This window comes from Leptospira yanagawae serovar Saopaulo str. Sao Paulo = ATCC 700523 (assembly GCF_000332475.2).
Taxonomy (GTDB): Bacteria; Spirochaetota; Leptospiria; order Leptospirales; family Leptospiraceae; genus Leptospira_A; species Leptospira_A yanagawae.
This window is the reverse complement of sequence record NZ_AOGX02000008.1, coordinates 25,084-42,548: the sequence shown is the minus strand read 5'-3', so window position 1 is coordinate 42,548 and position 17,465 is coordinate 25,084. Positions and strand designations below refer to the sequence as shown.

13 protein-coding genes and 1 tRNA gene are annotated in these 17,465 nt (G+C 40.2%); 7 read left to right on the top strand and 7 right to left on the bottom strand.

Features of this window, described 5'->3' with window-relative positions:
• The first annotated feature begins 32 nt into the window (after positions 1-32).
• The 3 genes from LEP1GSC202_RS00625 to LEP1GSC202_RS00615 are packed head-to-tail and all read left to right on the top strand — an operon-like array spanning position 33 to position 2,356.
• Positions 33-896 (top strand): sensor histidine kinase, encoded by an 864-nt coding sequence (locus tag LEP1GSC202_RS00625; RefSeq protein ID WP_015675984.1) that lies wholly within the window; start codon positions 33-35, stop codon positions 894-896.
• Positions 893-1,576 (top strand): response regulator transcription factor, encoded by a 684-nt coding sequence (locus LEP1GSC202_RS00620; protein ID WP_015675890.1) that lies wholly within the window; start codon positions 893-895, stop codon positions 1,574-1,576. Before LEP1GSC202_RS00625 ends, LEP1GSC202_RS00620 begins: the two co-directional genes overlap by 4 nt.
• Positions 1,577-1,624: 48 nt before the next feature.
• On the top strand, positions 1,625-2,356 hold the full coding sequence (locus LEP1GSC202_RS00615) for a hypothetical protein (RefSeq protein ID WP_015675949.1): 732 nt from the start codon (positions 1,625-1,627) through the stop codon (positions 2,354-2,356).
• A 48-nt stretch (positions 2,357-2,404) separates the two neighbouring features.
• On the opposite strand, the gene LEP1GSC202_RS00610 is transcribed toward LEP1GSC202_RS00615, so the two are convergent.
• Positions 2,405-4,141: a PP2C family protein-serine/threonine phosphatase gene (locus tag LEP1GSC202_RS00610; RefSeq protein ID WP_015675752.1), complete on the bottom strand. Its 1,737-nt coding sequence runs from the start codon at positions 4,139-4,141 to the stop codon at positions 2,405-2,407.
• A 362-nt stretch (positions 4,142-4,503) separates the two neighbouring features.
• Between LEP1GSC202_RS00610 and glnA the strand changes: the two genes are divergently transcribed.
• From glnA to LEP1GSC202_RS00590, 3 genes are all read left to right on the top strand, one after another.
• The gene (gene glnA / locus LEP1GSC202_RS00600) at positions 4,504-5,964 is read left to right on the top strand and encodes a type I glutamate--ammonia ligase (RefSeq protein WP_015676022.1); all 1,461 of its coding nucleotides are present in this window, start codon (positions 4,504-4,506) and stop codon (positions 5,962-5,964) included.
• A gap of 114 nt (positions 5,965-6,078) precedes the next feature.
• A tRNA-Met gene (locus LEP1GSC202_RS00595) sits at positions 6,079-6,155 on the top strand.
• A 19-nt stretch (positions 6,156-6,174) separates the two neighbouring features.
• The gene (locus LEP1GSC202_RS00590; protein ID WP_015675766.1) at positions 6,175-6,465 is read left to right on the top strand and encodes a Cys-rich protein; all 291 of its coding nucleotides are present in this window, start codon (positions 6,175-6,177) and stop codon (positions 6,463-6,465) included.
• Between the two features lie 136 nt (positions 6,466-6,601).
• On the opposite strand, the gene LEP1GSC202_RS00585 is transcribed toward LEP1GSC202_RS00590, so the two are convergent.
• The gene (locus LEP1GSC202_RS00585) at positions 6,602-9,385 is read right to left on the bottom strand and encodes a chromosome segregation SMC family protein (protein WP_015675745.1); all 2,784 of its coding nucleotides are present in this window, start codon (positions 9,383-9,385) and stop codon (positions 6,602-6,604) included.
• Between the two features lie 78 nt (positions 9,386-9,463).
• Here LEP1GSC202_RS00585 and LEP1GSC202_RS00580 point away from each other — a divergent pair, with 78 nt between their 5' ends.
• On the top strand, positions 9,464-11,386 hold the full coding sequence (locus tag LEP1GSC202_RS00580) for a motility associated factor glycosyltransferase family protein (protein WP_015675934.1): 1,923 nt from the start codon (positions 9,464-9,466) through the stop codon (positions 11,384-11,386).
• Here LEP1GSC202_RS00580 and LEP1GSC202_RS00575 read toward each other — a convergent pair.
• Genes LEP1GSC202_RS00575 through LEP1GSC202_RS00555 form a run of 5 tightly spaced genes read right to left on the bottom strand, consistent with a single transcriptional unit; the run spans position 11,350 to position 17,446 of the window.
• On the bottom strand, positions 11,350-11,979 hold the full coding sequence (locus tag LEP1GSC202_RS00575) for a hypothetical protein (RefSeq protein ID WP_015676013.1): 630 nt from the start codon (positions 11,977-11,979) through the stop codon (positions 11,350-11,352). The two genes, LEP1GSC202_RS00580 and LEP1GSC202_RS00575, sit on opposite strands and share 37 nt — an antisense overlap.
• Positions 11,969-12,589, bottom strand: coding sequence for a glycerol-3-phosphate 1-O-acyltransferase PlsY (plsY, locus tag LEP1GSC202_RS00570; protein ID WP_015675734.1), 621 nt, complete (start codon positions 12,587-12,589; stop codon positions 11,969-11,971). Before plsY ends, LEP1GSC202_RS00575 begins: the two co-directional genes overlap by 11 nt.
• Positions 12,586-13,938, bottom strand: a complete 1,353-nt coding sequence (gene der, locus LEP1GSC202_RS00565; RefSeq protein ID WP_015675812.1) for a ribosome biogenesis GTPase Der — start codon at positions 13,936-13,938, stop codon at positions 12,586-12,588. Before der ends, plsY begins: the two co-directional genes overlap by 4 nt.
• Positions 13,935-14,423, bottom strand: a complete 489-nt coding sequence (smpB, locus tag LEP1GSC202_RS00560) for an SsrA-binding protein SmpB (protein ID WP_002974168.1) — start codon at positions 14,421-14,423, stop codon at positions 13,935-13,937. Before smpB ends, der begins: the two co-directional genes overlap by 4 nt.
• A gap of 5 nt (positions 14,424-14,428) precedes the next feature.
• Entirely contained in the window at positions 14,429-17,446 is a 3,018-nt protein-coding gene (locus tag LEP1GSC202_RS00555) for an AAA family ATPase (RefSeq protein ID WP_015675773.1), read from the bottom strand.
• Positions 17,447-17,465: the final 19 nt, after the last annotated feature.

Here is a 17,465-nt window from a genome sequence, read left to right as displayed (position 1 = left end):
AGGCAAAATTGAGAGGATCTGCACAATTTCGTATGTTTTTTTCGCTGGCATGGCTTTCCCTCACTCTTTCACTCGGAGTCTGGTGGTGGATTTTAGGGTTTCGCCAAGCCAAAACCATTTCTGAAATTTCCATTAGCCAAGAAAGGCAATTGGAACTGAATCGGGTGAACCGGATGTTACAACTGGAAGGATCATTTTTCCTTTCTATGTTAACACTAGGTGGGGTGACATTGGCTGTACTCTCTTACAGAGACCACAAACGTTCCAAACTCATCTCCGATTTTTTTTCAACAGTCACACACGAAATGAAAACACCGATTGCCAGCTTACAGTTGCAAATCGAAGTATTATTAGAAGATACAAAAAATCCAGAACTCAAACGAAAACTTGAAAAACTTTGGAAAGAAAACCAAAGGATTGAATCCCAAATGGGTAATGCATTTTACCTTGCAAGCCTCATGCAAGGTGAAGTGTTGTATATGGAAAAATTCACCTTACAAGAGTTAAAGGAATCTTATTCTCACCATGAACCAGACCTAGTATGGGAAGTATCGGTTCCACTCCAAAAAAAAGTGTATTTAGACAAAAAAGCATTTTTTGCCATGTTAAAAAATCTTACTGATAATGCCAAACGACACGGAAAAGCAAACCAAATCAAATTGCACATCTTCCAAGAAAAAAACCAAATTTGTTTTTTACTCGAAGACGATGGATCAGGATTTAATGGTAATAAAAAACACTTAACACTTCCTTTCCTACGCCATTCGAAGACCAGTGGGAGTGGGATCGGACTTTACATCGTAAAAAAATTAATCGAAAAGATGAAAGGGAAATTAGAATTTCCAAGTTCGACAAAAGGATTCCAAGTCAAACTTTGTTTGCATGAGGTCGCATGAAACCTAGAATTTTACTTGTAGAAGATGATGAAGGTCTTGGCGAAACGTTAAAAGAACGACTAGAACAAGACAAATACCGAGTGAAGTGGGCAAAATCGGTTACGGAAACAAAAGACTTATACAAACCGAATCTCTTTGATTTGGTGGTACTTGACTTACGTTTGCCAGATGGCAATGGATTTGAACTTGCCGAAATGATGGTTGCGAAAGAAAAAGACCTTCCCTTTTTATTCCTTACGGCACAAGCTGGGGCACAAGAAAGACTCCGAGGATTTGAATTAGGTGCTGCTGAATTCATTCCCAAACCCTTCCATTTGAAAGAATTCCTCATCCGTTTGGAGCGAGTGGTATCCCTCACCCGCCCCCACTACGGTCAAAAATGGAAAATGGAATCAAAAGAAATCCATTTGGATTCCTTTCTCATCAAAAACGAAGATGGACAGGTGACCCTACTTTCCAAACGGGATTGTTCCCTGCTTGCTTTACTCCTAAGTGATCCCGAAAAAGTATTCAGTCGTTCAGAAATCCTCGACTACATTGTAGGGGAAGACAGTTTCCCCACAGAGAGAACCATAGACAATGCAATCGTCCGCCTAAGGGACGCCCTCGGGGAAGATTCCATCCGAAACGTAAGGGGTGTCGGATACCAATGGATGGGGCCACTCAAACCTCTTGAATAAACCACATCTTCCTTATGGAAATGGGAAAATCCACCGATACTAGGAAGGATGAAACAAGGGATTCCAATTTTATTTTTCTTATTCCTCACCTTGTTTTCCTTTTCCCTGGGAGCTTGGGAAACGGACATCGATTACAATTATGAATATGAAAAAAATGGTCCTTATACCAAATTTTCGGATTGGGTTCCTTATAAATTACACAAATGGGAACCAAAATACTTAGAAGATTTTTATGAATTGTACAATTTAAAACAACATTACAATGATAACGAACTTCGTAAAAATATCTATTGGTTAAAAATCGCTTTAAACAAACGATTCCGTCATCCAAAACACGCGTTATGTGAAACAAAAACAGAACAAGCTTATTATAAATATCGAAATCTGATGTTTATGCACATCAATATCCAAATCATGCGCTCGTATATGCGGCTAGCCTCCAAATTTGACAAACGGCACGTGTATTTTTACAATTTGGACTTTGCCCATGAATTAAAAGAAAGTTTTGGGATTGCAGAAAGTTTTTACAAAGAAGCCATCCCCTATTGGGAAAAAGCAAAAGAATATGCTGACAAAGCGAATGAAGTCCCAGTGGATTTGGACCTCGGTACGATCGAAACGGAACGGTATGAGATCGTAACAGGGAAATTGGATTTTGGCCATATCATTGAAACCCATTTGGATCGATTGGAAGGCAAACAGAAAATTGTTTCGGAGTATTTGGCAAAGTATCCAGAAGCGGATGCCAAAGCCCTTGATTTAATCGACCGTCAAAATTAACATTTTAGTTGTCACCTAAAAGTCCTACGATCTTCATTCATGTTCAGATTAAAATTCTAAAAACAACACCGCGATGTCATCATGGATGATCCGATCTTTTTCTACGAGGCAATTGGCGATCATCTTTTTGATGAGACTATCTGTGTCATCGGAAACAGAAATCATTTCAGAAAGCTCTTGTAAAAATACATCGAGACCAATGTATCCACCCGATTCTTCTTCCAATTCATAAATTCCATCGGAAAATAATAACAGACGATCACCTGGTTCAAATTTCCTTTCGATGTTTTTTCCATTCCAATCATCGAGGAGTAAAATTGGATACATCTCATCTTTTACAAATTTCATCACTCTATTGTTTTCATTCCAAAACACAACGGGAGGATGGCCTGCAAAACTAAATTCTATCCTACGTTCCAAAGGAAATATTCGTAACACACAAGCAGAGATGTGGTGTTTGAAGATAATGGTTTTTAATTCCTTGTGCATGGCATTTAAAATTGCCGCAGGAGAAACTTCCTGGAAGGAATGTTTTTTAAATGAAACAGCAGCGATGCCTGAAACCAAGGCTGATGAAATTCCATGACCTGAGATATCTCCAAAAAAAATATCGATACAATCGGATTTTGGTTTTTCGTATAATATCAAATCCCCACCGATTTCATCATAAGGTAAAAATCGTGATTCAATTTTTAAATTGGGAATGACCCCAAAATCCTTTGCAACCCAAGCTTCTTGGGTCATCTTAGCAAGGGCCATGTCTTCTTTTACATCAGAATAAAACCTTTGTAAGATTTTTTCTTTTTTCATGAGTTTGATTTCATTTTTTGCTCGAACCAAACCTTGTGAAACAAAGCCAGCAATTAGACCTAACATTTGTTTGGTCTCATCAGTCCAATTTCCTAAATTTTTGTAAGTGGTCACACCAAGGATACCAATTAGGTTCCCTTCATCGCATAATCCAATCACAAGAATTGATCGAACTTCGGCCGATTTAAAAAGTTGTAAGTGCCAAGGTTCGTCGTGTAATGCAGTTGTATCAGGGATATAAATCACACCATCACCCGCAAGGACCCCCAATCGTTCAGGATTCATTTTGGCAATGGGTAGTTTCGTCCCCACTCCAAATAAAGAGGGAACACCCAAAGACAACGATTCATGGCTCACTGATAAAAATTGTTTATCAGAAGAAATTTCTGCGACAAATATTCGATCTGCCTTTGCATACTTTCCTAGTTCCTCCAAAGCAAACTGTATGGCATCGGATACAAATTCAGCTTTCGTATGCACAAACATCTTGGAGATCTCCGTTACAATTTGGGAAAACTGAAGTAAACCGGAAAGTTTTGTCTCCGACTCTTTGATATTCGAAATTTCAATTTGTTGTCCCCATATGCGGATGAGGTGGCCGTCAACCACTTGACCATGGGTATTGAGTAGGAACACTTTTGGTAAAATTGAGTTATGTTGTTTGTATTCAAAATCTTCGAGGAGATAAGAATTTTCAATAAACTTGCGAAGGAGGTAAACACTTTCCAAACTGACAATGTCTTTTACAAACTTTCCACTGACCTCTTCCAGTTTGCTATAGCCATACAACTTCACCATAGCCAAATTACATTCTTTCACAATCGAATGGTTCCAAATGTATTCCATTTGTTCTTCGGTGGAAAGGGAGATGGGCATGGGAACATCCAATTCATAACACCAAATGGCATCCTTGGACAAATGGATGAAACTCTCTAGGTGTTGGAAACGACCAAAATCTGGTTTGCGAGAGCTCATCTTCCTTCTACAGTTTCTGGGACCAAGATGATTGCCACAAAAAAAACATAAATTACAATGAATTTAGATTTTTCCCAAATTTGTTCAAAAAAAATCCGGATTCCATTGACCGAATCAAAGGGATTTTCTAGAATACTCGGGATTGACGGCGGCTTAGATTGAGTGTTATTTGCCCAATTTTTTAGCATTTATCCTTTTTAGTTAGCATTTCGCATGGTCTCGAGGCACTATTTTCAAAACAATATGCTTAGAAACTCCACGAAACCCTTATATTTCGGTCGAAATGCCTTGGTATAAATCTTGCATTTAAAATGGTAACAGATTACAACAATCAGACCGACCTCTGAACGAAGGAGAATCAAATGCAGTTCGCAACCCCAAAATTTACTTCCGGAAAGGAAGTGGTTGAGTATGCCAAAAAAAATGGAGTCCTTTTCTACGACTTCCGATTTACGGATATCAAAGGAATGTGGCACCACGTATCGTATTATGTGAATTCCGTAAATGAAGATACATTCAAAGGAATTCCTTTTGATGGATCTTCGATTGCTCGTTGGCAGCCAATCAATGCTTCCGATATGCAATTACATCCAGAAATTTCTACGGCATTTTTAGATCCGTTCACTGCTGACAAAACACTTGTTATGTTTTGTGACGTTTGGGACATCTATAAAAACCAATACTATGATAAATGCCCTAGATCCATTGCAAAAAAAGCATTAGAATTCATGAACAAATCAGGGATTGCAGACACTGCATACTTTGGTCCAGAAAATGAATTTTTCGTTTTTGATAGTTTAAAAGTTCGTGATGAAATCAACTGCCAATACTATGAATTGGATTCAAACGAAGGGACCTGGAACACACACTCTGAAATCCCAGGTTCCAATAACACAGGTAAAATCAACTTCAACTCTGGTCACCGTCCTGGAACAAAAGGTGGTTACTTCCCAGTAGCACCGATTGATTCACAAGTTGACTTACGTGCTGAGTTTGTTAAAACTTTGGAAGCGATCGGAATGGAAACATTTGTGGTCCACCACGAAGTTGCCCAAGCGCAAGGGGAAATCGGAGTCAAATTCGGAACTCTCATTGAAGCTGCTGATAACGTTCAAAAATTGAAATACATCGTAAAGATGGTAGCGCACAAACACGGAAAAACTGCTACCTTTATGCCAAAACCACTTTTTGGTGATAATGGTAACGGTATGCACGTTCATATCTCTCTTTGGAAAGGTGGAAAAAACCTTTTTGCTGGAGACAAATACCAAGGACTGTCTGACTTCGCATTCAATTATGTTGGTGGAGTATTAAAATATGCAAGAGCTTGTGCTGCGTTTACAAATGCATCCACTAACTCTTACAAACGACTCATTCCTGGATTTGAAGCACCTTCCATTTTAGCATACTCTGCACAAAACCGTTCTGCTTCTTGCCGTATTCCTTTTGTTAACGGTGAAAAAGCAAAACGTGTGGAATTCCGATTCCCAGATTCGACAGCTAACCCATATTTGGCTTTCGCTTCCCTTCTTATGGCTGGTTTGGCTGGAGTTTCTGAGAAAATTGATCCAGGTCCTGCACGTGAAGAAGATTTATTTGAACTTTCATTGGATGAAATCCGTGAAAAAGGAATCCGCCAAATGCCTCACACACTCCGTGAAGCAATGGAAGAGATGCTTGCTCAAAGAGAAATCTTCAAACAAGGAGATGTGTTTACAGAAAACTTCCTACAAACTTACCAACACTATAAGTTTGAAACAGAAATTTGGCCATGGGAAGGTCGCCCTCACCCATACGAATTCCTCACTACTTACTCTTGCTAAGAGAAGAAGCCCCGGCAACCGTCGGGGCTTTTTTTTGTTTACCATTCCCCAACCATTCAAAAAATGACAGAAAGAACTAAAGTTTTAGTTCTACCAAACGATCTAAGGTTATAGGGCGAGGTAGCTCAGATGGTTAGAGCACAGGATTCATAACCCTGAGGTCACGGGTTCGACTCCCGTCTTCGCTACCAAAGATCGAGAGGACAAGGTATGAAACATACAAACCGATTGTTTTCCATCCTGGTTCTAGTGTTATTCACTGGATCCATCCAAGCAGCAGATTTTCCTAAGTGTAAAGAAGCTTGCGATAAGTTTTACAATTGCACGGTTCAAGTGAATCCAAATGCATCGGAAGAACAAAAGAACACACTCCGCAAGGGATGTGAGTTCAATTGCAACCGTCCAAAGTATTACAATAAAATCTCTGGTTGTTTGACAAGCGGCGATTCTTGTAAGGCATTCTCCACTTGCATTGTTCGAGAAATGCAAGCTAACAAATAAGACATCCGATCCAAGTTCTGATCAACAGATTCAAAATGAAAAACCTAAGACAAACGTCTTAGGTTTTTTTATGCCTTTGGGATTTAGGGAAAGGAATTCCCTTTCCCTTGTTTCCGTTTTTTAGGAATCGATGGACTTAATTTTCCGTTCCTGTTTTCTGAGAGATTTGTTTGGAGAAAGACTTGGCTTCATCCAGTCGTAAAGAAAGGATTTTCGATATCCCTGGTTCCTCATTCGTAACCCCAAAGATCGCGTTTGCTCTTGAAATGGTTGACTGTGCATGTGAGACAACAATGAACTGAGTTTTGTCTTTGAACCTGTCAAGGATTTGGCAAAAACGGAGTTTGTTTGCCTCATCGAGGGCCGCATCAATCTCATCCAAGAAACAAAATGGACTTGGTTTCACCATGTAAATTGCAAAGAGAAGTGCGATCGCCGTGAGTGACTTCTCCCCACCAGATAACAAACGTAAGTTTTGAACATGTTTGCCGGGAGGTTCCGCCATAATTTCCACACCCGAGTTCAATGAGTCCTCTTTTTCAGTCAATTCCAGGGTGGCTCGCCCTCCATTGAATAAGGTAGAAAAGGTTTCCTGGAAGTTTTCTTTGATTTTTTCAAAGGTCATTTGAAAAAGTTTTTCTGACTCTTCATTGATTCGTTTTAAAACTTCTTCGATATCCTTTTTAGAACTTTCGATGTCTTGTTTTTGTTTTTGGTTGTGTTCGTAAATTTCTTTGATATTGCGATACTCTTCAATCGCAAGCGGATTGATGGACCCAAGGAGTTGGATTTCCGACTTTGCAGAACGTAATCGTCTTTCTTCCGCCTTTTGGTCGAGTTCTAGTCCCCCACGTTCTGTTTCGAGTTCTGAATCGGTTAAGGAATAATCATTGTACAACTCCTCCACAAGGGAATCGATTTGTACTTTCAGAGCGGAACTGGTTCTTTCTTTTTCAGAAAGTAAAGGCAAAAGGTTTTGGAACACTTCTTGGTTTTTAGAAATATTCGATTTGATTCCCGAAATTTCCTCCACCAAAGTTTGTAAGGTTTCTTTTTCTGATTCCAAAATGCGACTCATGGAAAGGAACTCTTGGTAGGCTTCTTCAATTTCCTTTTCAAGAACCTCTACTTCTTTTTCCAAAGTTTCTTTTTTCTCACGAATGACTGCTTCTTGTTCTTTGGCACCATTGATACGCAATTGGATCTCACCAATTCGTTCTTCTAATACTCCAATTTCTTTTTGTTGGTTTTCCAATCGAGAATTGGATTCGAGGAGTTTTTTCTCTAATTCAACGATATGCGTTCGAGTTTCTTCCCAGTGGTTTCTGTGGAGGATGATATTACTTTGGTTGTCCCGAATCCCACGAGTTAGGTTTTCGTTTTCTAGGATGATGTCCTCAATTTCTTGGTCGATGGATTCCTTTTTAGATAAAATTCCATCTTTATCAAAGAGTAAGTTGCGAAAGTCATCTTCCTTTTTCAAAAACGCGATGAGTTTTTCTGAATACAAATCCATTCGGATTTCTTTCAATGACTCTTTTGTTTCCATCAGTTTGGAATTTTCTAATGAAGAAAGTGCAGATTGTAACTTGATTTGAAACCCTTCTGCCAGGGAAACGAGTTCATTTTTATTTTGGTTTCGGAGTTCTTCTCCTTCTTTGGATTCTCTTTTTTTATTCTCCAACTCTTGGATGAGTTCTAGGATGACTGTTTTTTGTTTTTCACGAAGGGTGATATGGCGTTTTTCATTTTCCCCGATGCGAACTTCTTTTTCCTCAATGGATTTCTCTTCTTCTTTGATGGATAGTTCCAAGGAAACACGTTTGGATTCTAATTCTGTGATTTCGTCTTGGAGGGTGGTTTGGATTTCCCTTTGGCGTTCGTTTTCAAGTTCGATTGCTTTTTTTTCCACTTCGAGTTTGATTGTGGCTTGGTTTTCCAATTCTAAGGAAGAAAGGATTTCTCCTATGCGTAACTCATATTCTTGGATAAAGGTTTTGTTTTTTGCGATTTTTTCTTTTTGGATTTGGCTTTTGGAAAGATGATCAAATAGTTTTTTATCAATCTCTGCAATCTCTCTTTCTTTTGCTTCCTTTGTGGTTTCTTTTTCCGAAATCAAATTGGTTTCGTTTTGGATGAGAGATAAAATGGATTTGTTTTTTTCCCGGATCTCGAGTAGTTCTTCATCCGATTTTTTCATCCTACGTTTAAAGTCTCTTAACTTAAGGTAACGTAAGTTTTTATCCGATTCATCTAAGTCTGATTTGAGCTTGAAGTATTGTTCTGCTTTTTCGGATTGTTTTTCTTTGACTTCCAAATCCTTTTGCATGGAACTCATGATGTCATGGATACGCAGTAGGTTTTGGTTTGTGTCTTCTAGTTTTTTGGTGGCTTCTTTGCGGTCGAGTTTGAAGCGACTGACTCCGGCTGCTTCTTCAAAGATGGCCCTTCTTTCTTCTGGTTTGGAATTGAGAATTTGGTCCACTCGTCCTTGTTCCAAAATGCTATAACTGGATTTACCAATCCCTGTATCGAGTAAGGTTTTTTCGATGTCCTTTCTTGTGGTACGGATGTCATTTAAATAGTATTCATTTTCGCCATCAGGGTAAAGTCTACGAGTGATTTTAACAGAAGGGTAATCAATATTAAAAAAACGGTCATCATTATCAAATAAAATGGATACTTCCGAAAATCCAGCGGCTCGCCTACTCTCTGTTCCATGGAAAATGACATCGTCCATCTTTTCCCCACGGAGTCCCTTGGCACTTTTTTCACCAAAAACCCATTTTACGGAATCGACAATATTTGATTTTCCGGAACCATTAGGTCCTACGACTGCAGTAAATCCTGGATCAAAATTGATCTCAGTCTCATCTGCAAATGTTTTGAATCCAACAATGTTTAGGCTTTTTAAATGCATATCTGTTTTGCCGTTTGATTTCCCTGTTTCCCAGTTGACAGTCCTTGAGAGACATAAGAAAAAACCTTAGATAGTATTATGTCCCAAATGATCGATCCGATTTCCAGTGAAATTTTTGAACGGAAGCCCTACTTACAAAATTATTTCAAAAACTTCTCTTCTGAAAATCATTGGGAGCTGCTACCGGCAAAGAAAACCGGGGAGTATTATGTCTCATTAGATGGGAACCCTCTCTCTTCTTCCTTCTCTCCCCTAACACAAGCGACACGACTTGTCGATTCCTATTCTTTGAAGCCTACTGATGTTGTGATCCTACTCGGACTTGGGAATCCTCATTTGATTTCACTTGTGAGTGAGGCATTGGCTCCTGGACAAATCCTTATCCTTATCGGAGAAGACGAAACACTAATTCCTGTTATGTGGGATCAGTTTTTAAAACCCATTTTAAAAGTTCCAGGCCGCCATCTCTTTAGCGGTGAAATGTTTTATCCTTTATTTTTTAACTACCTCGAATCACTTCCCATCGAACGGGTGAGTGGCCTAAAGGTCATACGGAATCCAACAGATACAAATAGAAACCCGATCTACAAAGAATTAGAAGAAAAAACACAAAACGTATTTTCAGCTAAAATGAGTGACTTACTCACCAAATTTGAATTTGAAAGGTTATGGATTAAAAATAGTATTTATAACTTAGTCCATGCGGAAAAAAAACCACCCGAAAAGATCCCCATTTCTTTGTTACGGGACAAATTCCAAGGACTTACCGCCGTACTGGTGTCAGCTGGTCCAAGTTTACGAAAAAACCTTCCTTGGTTACAGGAGGTTCGCGATAAGGTTTTTGTTTTTTCTTGTGATACTTCTTTAAAGGTTCTCATCAAAGCAGGGATCAGAGCGGATGGTGTGGTGACTCTGGATGCCCAAACCAATTCCTTTTTTCATTTTATGGGTGAGTCCTTAGAAGAAATCCCACTCTTTGCAGACCTTGTTAGCTCCCCTACACTTCTTCGTGAACCCATGTTCCAAACTGTTGTGCATTCCGTCACAGCCAAATACCAAGTGGATGCGGAAGGCTCACTCGTTCGGGAAGTGACCGCTGGAGGAGAACTCGCCGAACCAGTATTTACGGAAGTCGGTGACATCCAATCTGGTGGGTCTGTTGCAACCACCGCTTTTGATATGTTACGGTTTATGGGTTTTGGAACGGTTTATTTCCTAGGCCAAGACTTAGCCTATTCTGGGAGGGAAATCCATTCCACAGGGACCCATCACAATGAAAAATGGTTAACCCAAGTGAACCGAAAGAATAGCCTGGAACGCACAAATGAAGTGATCATTCGCAAACGGGAAACTCGGTTTGTTCCATCTGCAAATGGCAAAACAGTATTAACCGACTATGTACTCGATTTGTATAGGCACTGGTTTGAAGAGTCAGCGACGAGTGTGAAAGAAATGTCTCTTTGGAATGTGAACGAAGATGGGGCCGAAATCAATGGCATCCCTTCCCTATCACCAACTGCCGCCAAAGAGAAGTTAAACTCGGTTCCCAACCACAACTATCCTTGGCGAGAGTTATCCATTTGGTCAACGAAACACAAAAATCAAATCAAAGGAACGAAACAAAAGGGAAATATAGAAATTGGGAAAGGGGAAGAGTTGGGTTTTCTCATCCGAAACGGGAGCGAACGATTGTTCCAAAAAATCAAAACAGATTTGGGTTTTATCGATTCAAAATTGAATGAATTTGAAGGGAATTTAGAGGGATCCAACGCCTCGGAATCAAATTCTCCGTCTTTCCAAGATTCAGAGATTTGGCTTTGGATGCAAAGTGAATCGTATTTACGAAGGCTTATCAGAAAAACTGAAATTTATTTATTACGCCATAAGGATTTAGACATAAAACGAAAAAACCAAATCATGTTACAATCCATCCGAAAGGAAATCCGTTATTTAAAACGTAGCCTTTATCCGATGATGGATTCATTCCCTGAAAAAGGGTGAAAAACAGAATTGTCTTCAAATTCAGGAAAATAATCAAAAAATAATTTTTGGGAAACCACTCGGTAGGCAAAGGGATTTTTTTCCACATAACTTTCCGTATGTGGTAGTGCAGGCAATTGGTGGAAATTGATCCTTTCTTCAAAGTTGATAAAATCGCGACGTGTAAGTTCTGGTCTCAGTTCCAAAACTGTTTCTTTTAATAAATTCCAATCCAGTTTGAAACTCATCCTTGCTCCGCGAAACGCTGGAGAACGTTCTAGTAAATTCACAATCCGTTTCACGGGGCAATCCATGTGGAAGTATTTCGTGAGATACACTTTGACATACCTCGCAGCAAGTCCCACTGGTTCCCAAACAAATTCGGATTCGATATTTTGTTCTTCTTCTTTTTTGATTTCTCCAAGAACTAAATGGAGTTCGGGGATCGATAGTTTCCCTGTCATGATGAGAGTGGATTCTTCCATTCCAAACTCACCATAGTACAACCATTTATAAAAATCTTGGATTTCGGCTTCGGGATGGTCCTCTACAAACTTGGTGATGAGAAAGAGTTTTTCTTTCTGTGTAAGAGTGGATTCCCTTTCATTTTGCATTTTCAGAAGCTCTCAGTTCTTTTCCGGAAACGAGACGTTTGATGTTCTCTCTATGCGAATAGGTAATGAGAAAAAAAGTTGCAACTAACACAAAAAATATGATGGGTTGGTATTCAGCACTCGGTAAAACTTTTGAAGATCCAAAGTACCATAATGGCATAGAGAGAGTGGCAAGGATGGACCCAAGGGAAACAAATCCAGAAATTTTATAGACAATAAAAAAGATCAGAATCGCACAAACCGTGACAACTGGCACAAGGGTCATGTATACCCCAAGAGCCGTCGCTACACCCTTCCCCCCTTTGAAATGGAGGAAAGGAGTAAAGGTATGCCCAAGGATGGCAACCGAACCAAGCAAAATTTCTGTTGTGGTAAGGGTATAAGGAGAATCAATGTAAGAGGCAGAGATCACAGGAATAGCACCTTTCATTGCATCAAGGAGAAGGGCTAAAAATCCATATTTCCAACCAATCACCCGACCCACGTTTGTGGCACCAATATTACGGCTACCGTATTCGCGGATATCAATCCCGCGCACTTGTTTGGCAAGGATGTACCCCACCGGAATGCCACCAAAAAGGTAGCTGAATAGGATTGCGGCAAGAATCATTCCCTGCCCTCCTTTCCTTCGTTTCGGTTCCGGAGTTCGATCTCAACGGAGAGTCCGTCCAGTCCGAATTCCTTTACAATACTCTTTCGGTAGAAACTCAAAATATTTGAGGGAAAGAGTTTTGTGTCGTTCACGAAGAACAATATTTTAAAAGGGATCTGCGAGACCTGGGTGGCGTAATACACCTTCGGAGGTCGGTTCGATGCCTTCTGTACCTTATTTTTTCCCCCCCACTTGCTTAACCAGTCATTTAATTGGCGTGTCGTTAGCTTTTTTTGGGACTTTTCAAAGAGGGAAACCACAGATTCCAAGAGTTTATGGGTGCGGAGTTTCTCTTTTGCCGAAAGCGAAAGGAGAGGTCGCTCTTTTAGGATGGAGAGTTTTGCTTCCATGCGGTCTTTGTAATCTTTCCAAGAATTGGATTCTTTTTCGGGGACAAGGTCCCATTTGTTCACGGCAACGATCATGGGTTTTCCGAGTTCCTGGATTTCACCAAAGATCTTTTTATCAAATTCACCCAACCCTTTCATGGCGTCCACAAGGAGGACCACGACATCGGCTTCACCCAAACTATGGAGGGTTCGTTTGTAAGAATAAAATTCTAAACTTTCTCCTGTTTTGGATTTCCTTCGGATCCCCGCAGTATCAATGATTTCCAATTTATGGTTTTGGAAGTAAAACTGATCTGATACGGAATCTCTAGTGGTTCCGGGAACATCACTCACTACCGCTCGTTTGTAGCCAAGAAAGGTATTGAGAAGTGACGACTTACCAGAGTTAGGTTTTCCGATAATTGCTATTTTGCAATACGGATCCTCTTGGGTTTTGATTTTATCTGGAAGGAAAAAATTAATCTTTTGGTAGAGGAGGTCAAAGTTCCGACGGCCAAGAGCCGAGATGGGTAGGAGTTCGTTTAACCCTAGTTTGTAAAAAGGCTCTAAATCATACTCATCTTGTTCTGTATCCACTTTGTTGATGAGAGTGAGGACATTTTTTTCTTTTAAGATTTCATCTTTTTTGAAAAGATCGATGAGTTTGTGATCATACTTTCGTAAGTCCTTATGATCAATCACATGTAAGATGAGGTCTGAATGGCGAAGGTGTTCAAAAGCAATCTCAATGATTTCCTTTGAAATTTCGTCGATGTTCTCAATATCAAGGCCTGGCGTGTCGGACAAAGTGAACGGAATTTTGAATTCGGCTCGTTCTACTATTTTTTGTAACACATCTCGGGTGACACCCGCTGTGTTTTCTGTGATGGCACTTTGTGCCCGGAGAATGGCATTAAATAATGTAGATTTCCCCACATTTTGTCTACCAACAATGGTGACCACTGGAAGTCCCTTCATTTGCGTAAGTGTTCCTTCATGGCTCTTTCCATATCGATTTTGGCTTCCTTCTTTTGGATATCATCTCGTTTGTCGTACAATTTCTTAGGTTTGGCTAAAGCGACATCTATCTTCACCAAACGATTGTTCTTAAAGAAACAACGAGTGGCAACAAGCACAAGCCCCTTCTCTTTGATGGAACGATCAATTTTTTCAATTTCTTTTGCTTTGAGTAAGAGTTTACGAGGGCGAATTTCAGGATGGTTCGCATAACCTCCGTTTTTATAAGGAGGGATTTGAAAGTTTTCTAAAAATACTTCCCCGTTTCTCACTTTCGCAAAACAATCGGTCAGGTTTCCTTTTTTTTCACGAAGGGATTTCACTTCCGATCCCGTGAGCACAACACCAGCCTCAAACGAATCTAATAGTTCGAAATTGAACTTTGCCTTTTTATTGATCAAAGGATCGGTTCCGCGTGGTTTATCGTCTTTTTTTGTTTTGCCCATACTGGTTACTGTCTTAAGGAATGGTGGATTTGCACGAGTCTTGCAATTTCTGCCCCAATCAAATTTGGCATTGAATAAAAATTATCGGCCGTGATTTGAAGCGAGTCGTGGAAAACATGTTCGGCAATGTAACGCGAACCAAGTCCCACCCCTAAAAATACATAGTTTTTCTCTTCGTTTTTCAGTACAGCTTCTTTCATCTTTCTCGTATCAAAAGATGCAAGTTCGTCTTCGATATAGGTTTTTGCCCGTTGCCCTCGGAAGTCAGATAGAATGACGATGATTTTGGTTTGGGCATCTGGTGAAAAATAACGTTCACAATTCGAAAGGACTTGGTATTCAGGGATGCTATCTCCATGCCAATTTTTGCAAAGTGCACCAAACACTTCTTCTTCTTTCTCCGGAGTGTAGTCTTCTTCGGCAGATTTGAGATGAAAGATATCAACTGTGTCTTTTGAATTTTTGATATCACAAAAGGTGTGCACACTGGTTTTGATATCATGTTCATTTAAGATGTGCAAACTCACAAGCAGAGCCGATAACATCGCAATCGAATATTCAAAGTTAAAGATCCTTCTGCACTTTGAGACAAGAAACGTAACTTCAACCCCTTTTAGCTTTTCATCATTTTTTTCGATGGTGGTTTTATCAAAAATTTTGGTATCACCCCTTCCACTTTTGTACGAGATGTATTTGCGTGCATCCACCCGTGAACCTTCGTTTTTGTACATCCGGTGGATGTCAATTTCAGGATCAAAGAGTTGTTCGAGGTTTAACTCCACTTCTTCCAGTTCTTTCCCAAACACGGATTTAAACTCAGTGAGCCCCACCATGATGGAATAATCCCAAAGCAAGCGGCGTTTTTTCAAAAATTGTTTGTAGAGTTCTTCTGTTCTGTAGCCCCAAGCACCACCACCACCCTGCGGTTCCCCTTGGCCTTGGTTCCCTTGTGTGTCTTGCCCATACCAAGCATCAGGTCCTTCTTTGGTTCCCCCACCGGTTTCCGGTGTATTGATCTCAATCCCCCGTTTTGTTTCCTCACCGGAATTGAGTTTTTTCGCAACTCCTGTGAGCGGGTCCCGCTTGTGGAGTTCCGGGTCCCACCAATTTTTACGATTTAGTCCAGACTCAGTGGTAAATGTTTTTTTTTTCTCTTCGATTTCCTCGAAGAGTGTTGAGACCACTTCTACACCTGAAAGAAAACCTTCTAACAGACGTTCCAATTCTTTTCGTTCCTTAGGATCAGCAATTTGGTTGGTATAATAAATCTTTCCCCCACGGATCGCAATGTCTTTTACGTCTGTTTGGTTGTAACGGTAGATATGGTTTTTCCATTTGAGAAGGTTTGCGATTCCAAAACGGTATGGCATAAGATTTGCCGAACCAATCGTACGTTTTTCTGAAAGTTCTTTTGCCTTTAAATGGAAACGAGTGAGGGATCTTGGCAACACCCCTTCTGGTAAAAAGAATTCTAAAATCTCTTGTAACACGTTTACATCTTCGAGTTCTGGAAAGAGGATCGGAGTGAATCGGTTCCGGAAGGCACGCGAGATGGTTGTCACAGACTTGGAAGCTCGGAATGACTTCATCCCAAACACAACAGAGGTATCTGTGAGTTTGATTGGAAGGTATTCCCCTGACTCTGGTGGAAGAGTGAGGGATCTGGCATCATCTGTTAACATATTCATTTTTTCAACGAGTTCGGCACCCGCAGATTCAAGCCCAGAGATCAGGATGATATTCCCTTTTCGGATGGCACGTGTGAGTGGGCCGTCAACCCAAGTCACACTTTCAATATTCCCTTCCTCGGTTGGTTTTAAGGCACCGACCACATCGGAAGTGTGCATCCCTTTGGATAACATGACTGATTCAATTTCAATCCCTGTGAGTTCCGTGAAGAGTGGTAAAAATTCTTGAGGGTCTTGGTCTTCTCTGTATTCAATGAGGATGTTTTCTTTGGATTGGATGGCGGTAAAGACCTGGTCGAGAAAATGTAAGATGGGTTCTGGGGTTGGGTATTTGGAAAGTAGAGAAATTGTTTTTTTTTCGTCCCAAGTTTTGATTTCTTTATCATTCCAAAAAATGGTAGAATTTTGCACGTACCCTTTGGTAGGAACCAGTTTGACAGCCCCACCAAACTCTGATTCAATGAGCTCTCGTTGTTTTTCTTTGTCCTCTTTTTTGCGGAATGGTTCCTCAAACAAATACAAGGCTTCTCTGACCGAAACGGTTTTGTCTTTTGCACCAAACAATACCAAACGGTTACAATACTTTTGCAGGGTTCGCAAATTAAAATGGTATTTTTCTAAATCCCCTTTTCCAATCTCACCCGACTTTATTCTTTTTTCTGATTCTAAACTGATGCGGATGATTTGTTGTAAGACTTCTTCCGAAAGCATGGGATATAGTTTTTTTAGGATAAAAAACATCTCATCGGGAGAATATGGATCCACATAAACAACAGCAAAATGTTTTGTGATGTCAAAAGGCAAAGGTTTACGACCTTCAAACCCTTCACTCGGGTTTTGGGTTCCAATGAACCAAAATCCTGTTTTCCCTTTCACTCGCTCCCCACTGCCTTCGAGAAGGTCGAGATAATTGGATTCGTAGACTGAAGAAAATCGTTTGATGATGTTTGGTGCACAAAGGTTCATCTCATCGGCCACAAAACTGAGTCCCTCAGACAAGGCATTTGTAAGTGGACCATTGGACCATGTGAATCCTTTCCCATCGAGTAAGATGCGATACGATCCAATTAAATCTTCTGGGAGAGTGTCCTCATTAAAACTGAATCGAAGTGTGGGTTGTTTTCTAAGTGAATTGATATAATAAATCAGAGCGTTTTTTCCGACACCCGCATCACCAACGAGAAGGACTGGCATCCCTTCGAGCATCGGGTAGAGGATTTTTTGTAAGGTTTGTTTCACCGAATCAGTCTCAACTAGGCTTGAAGGGAAAACGGGAAATTTTTCTGAGTGCGGAAGGACTGGCACTTTTACGCCGGCGATGGTTACAAATTCCATATCCTTCAGATTTCTACTC

Coding starts and splice junctions, on each gene's coding strand:
- LEP1GSC202_RS00610 (WP_015675752.1), bottom strand. CDS start 4,141: ATGAGCTCTCGCAAACCAGATTTTGGTCGTTTCCAACACCTAGAGAGT.
- LEP1GSC202_RS00585 (WP_015675745.1), bottom strand. CDS start 9,385: ATGCATTTAAAAAGCCTAAACATTGTTGGATTCAAAACATTTGCAGAT.
- LEP1GSC202_RS00615 (WP_015675949.1), top strand. CDS start 1,625: ATGAAACAAGGGATTCCAATTTTATTTTTCTTATTCCTCACCTTGTTT.
- glnA (WP_015676022.1), top strand. CDS start 4,504: ATGCAGTTCGCAACCCCAAAATTTACTTCCGGAAAGGAAGTGGTTGAG.
- LEP1GSC202_RS00590 (WP_015675766.1), top strand. CDS start 6,175: ATGAAACATACAAACCGATTGTTTTCCATCCTGGTTCTAGTGTTATTC.
- LEP1GSC202_RS00555 (WP_015675773.1), bottom strand. CDS start 17,446: ATGGAATTTGTAACCATCGCCGGCGTAAAAGTGCCAGTCCTTCCGCAC.
- LEP1GSC202_RS00625 (WP_015675984.1), top strand. CDS start 33: ATGTTTTTTTCGCTGGCATGGCTTTCCCTCACTCTTTCACTCGGAGTC.
- der (WP_015675812.1), bottom strand. CDS start 13,938: ATGAAGGGACTTCCAGTGGTCACCATTGTTGGTAGACAAAATGTGGGG.
- smpB (WP_002974168.1), bottom strand. CDS start 14,423: ATGGGCAAAACAAAAAAAGACGATAAACCACGCGGAACCGATCCTTTG.
- LEP1GSC202_RS00575 (WP_015676013.1), bottom strand. CDS start 11,979: ATGCAAAATGAAAGGGAATCCACTCTTACACAGAAAGAAAAACTCTTT.
- LEP1GSC202_RS00620 (WP_015675890.1), top strand. CDS start 893: ATGAAACCTAGAATTTTACTTGTAGAAGATGATGAAGGTCTTGGCGAA.
- plsY (WP_015675734.1), bottom strand. CDS start 12,589: ATGATTCTTGCCGCAATCCTATTCAGCTACCTTTTTGGTGGCATTCCG.
- LEP1GSC202_RS00580 (WP_015675934.1), top strand. CDS start 9,464: ATGTCCCAAATGATCGATCCGATTTCCAGTGAAATTTTTGAACGGAAG.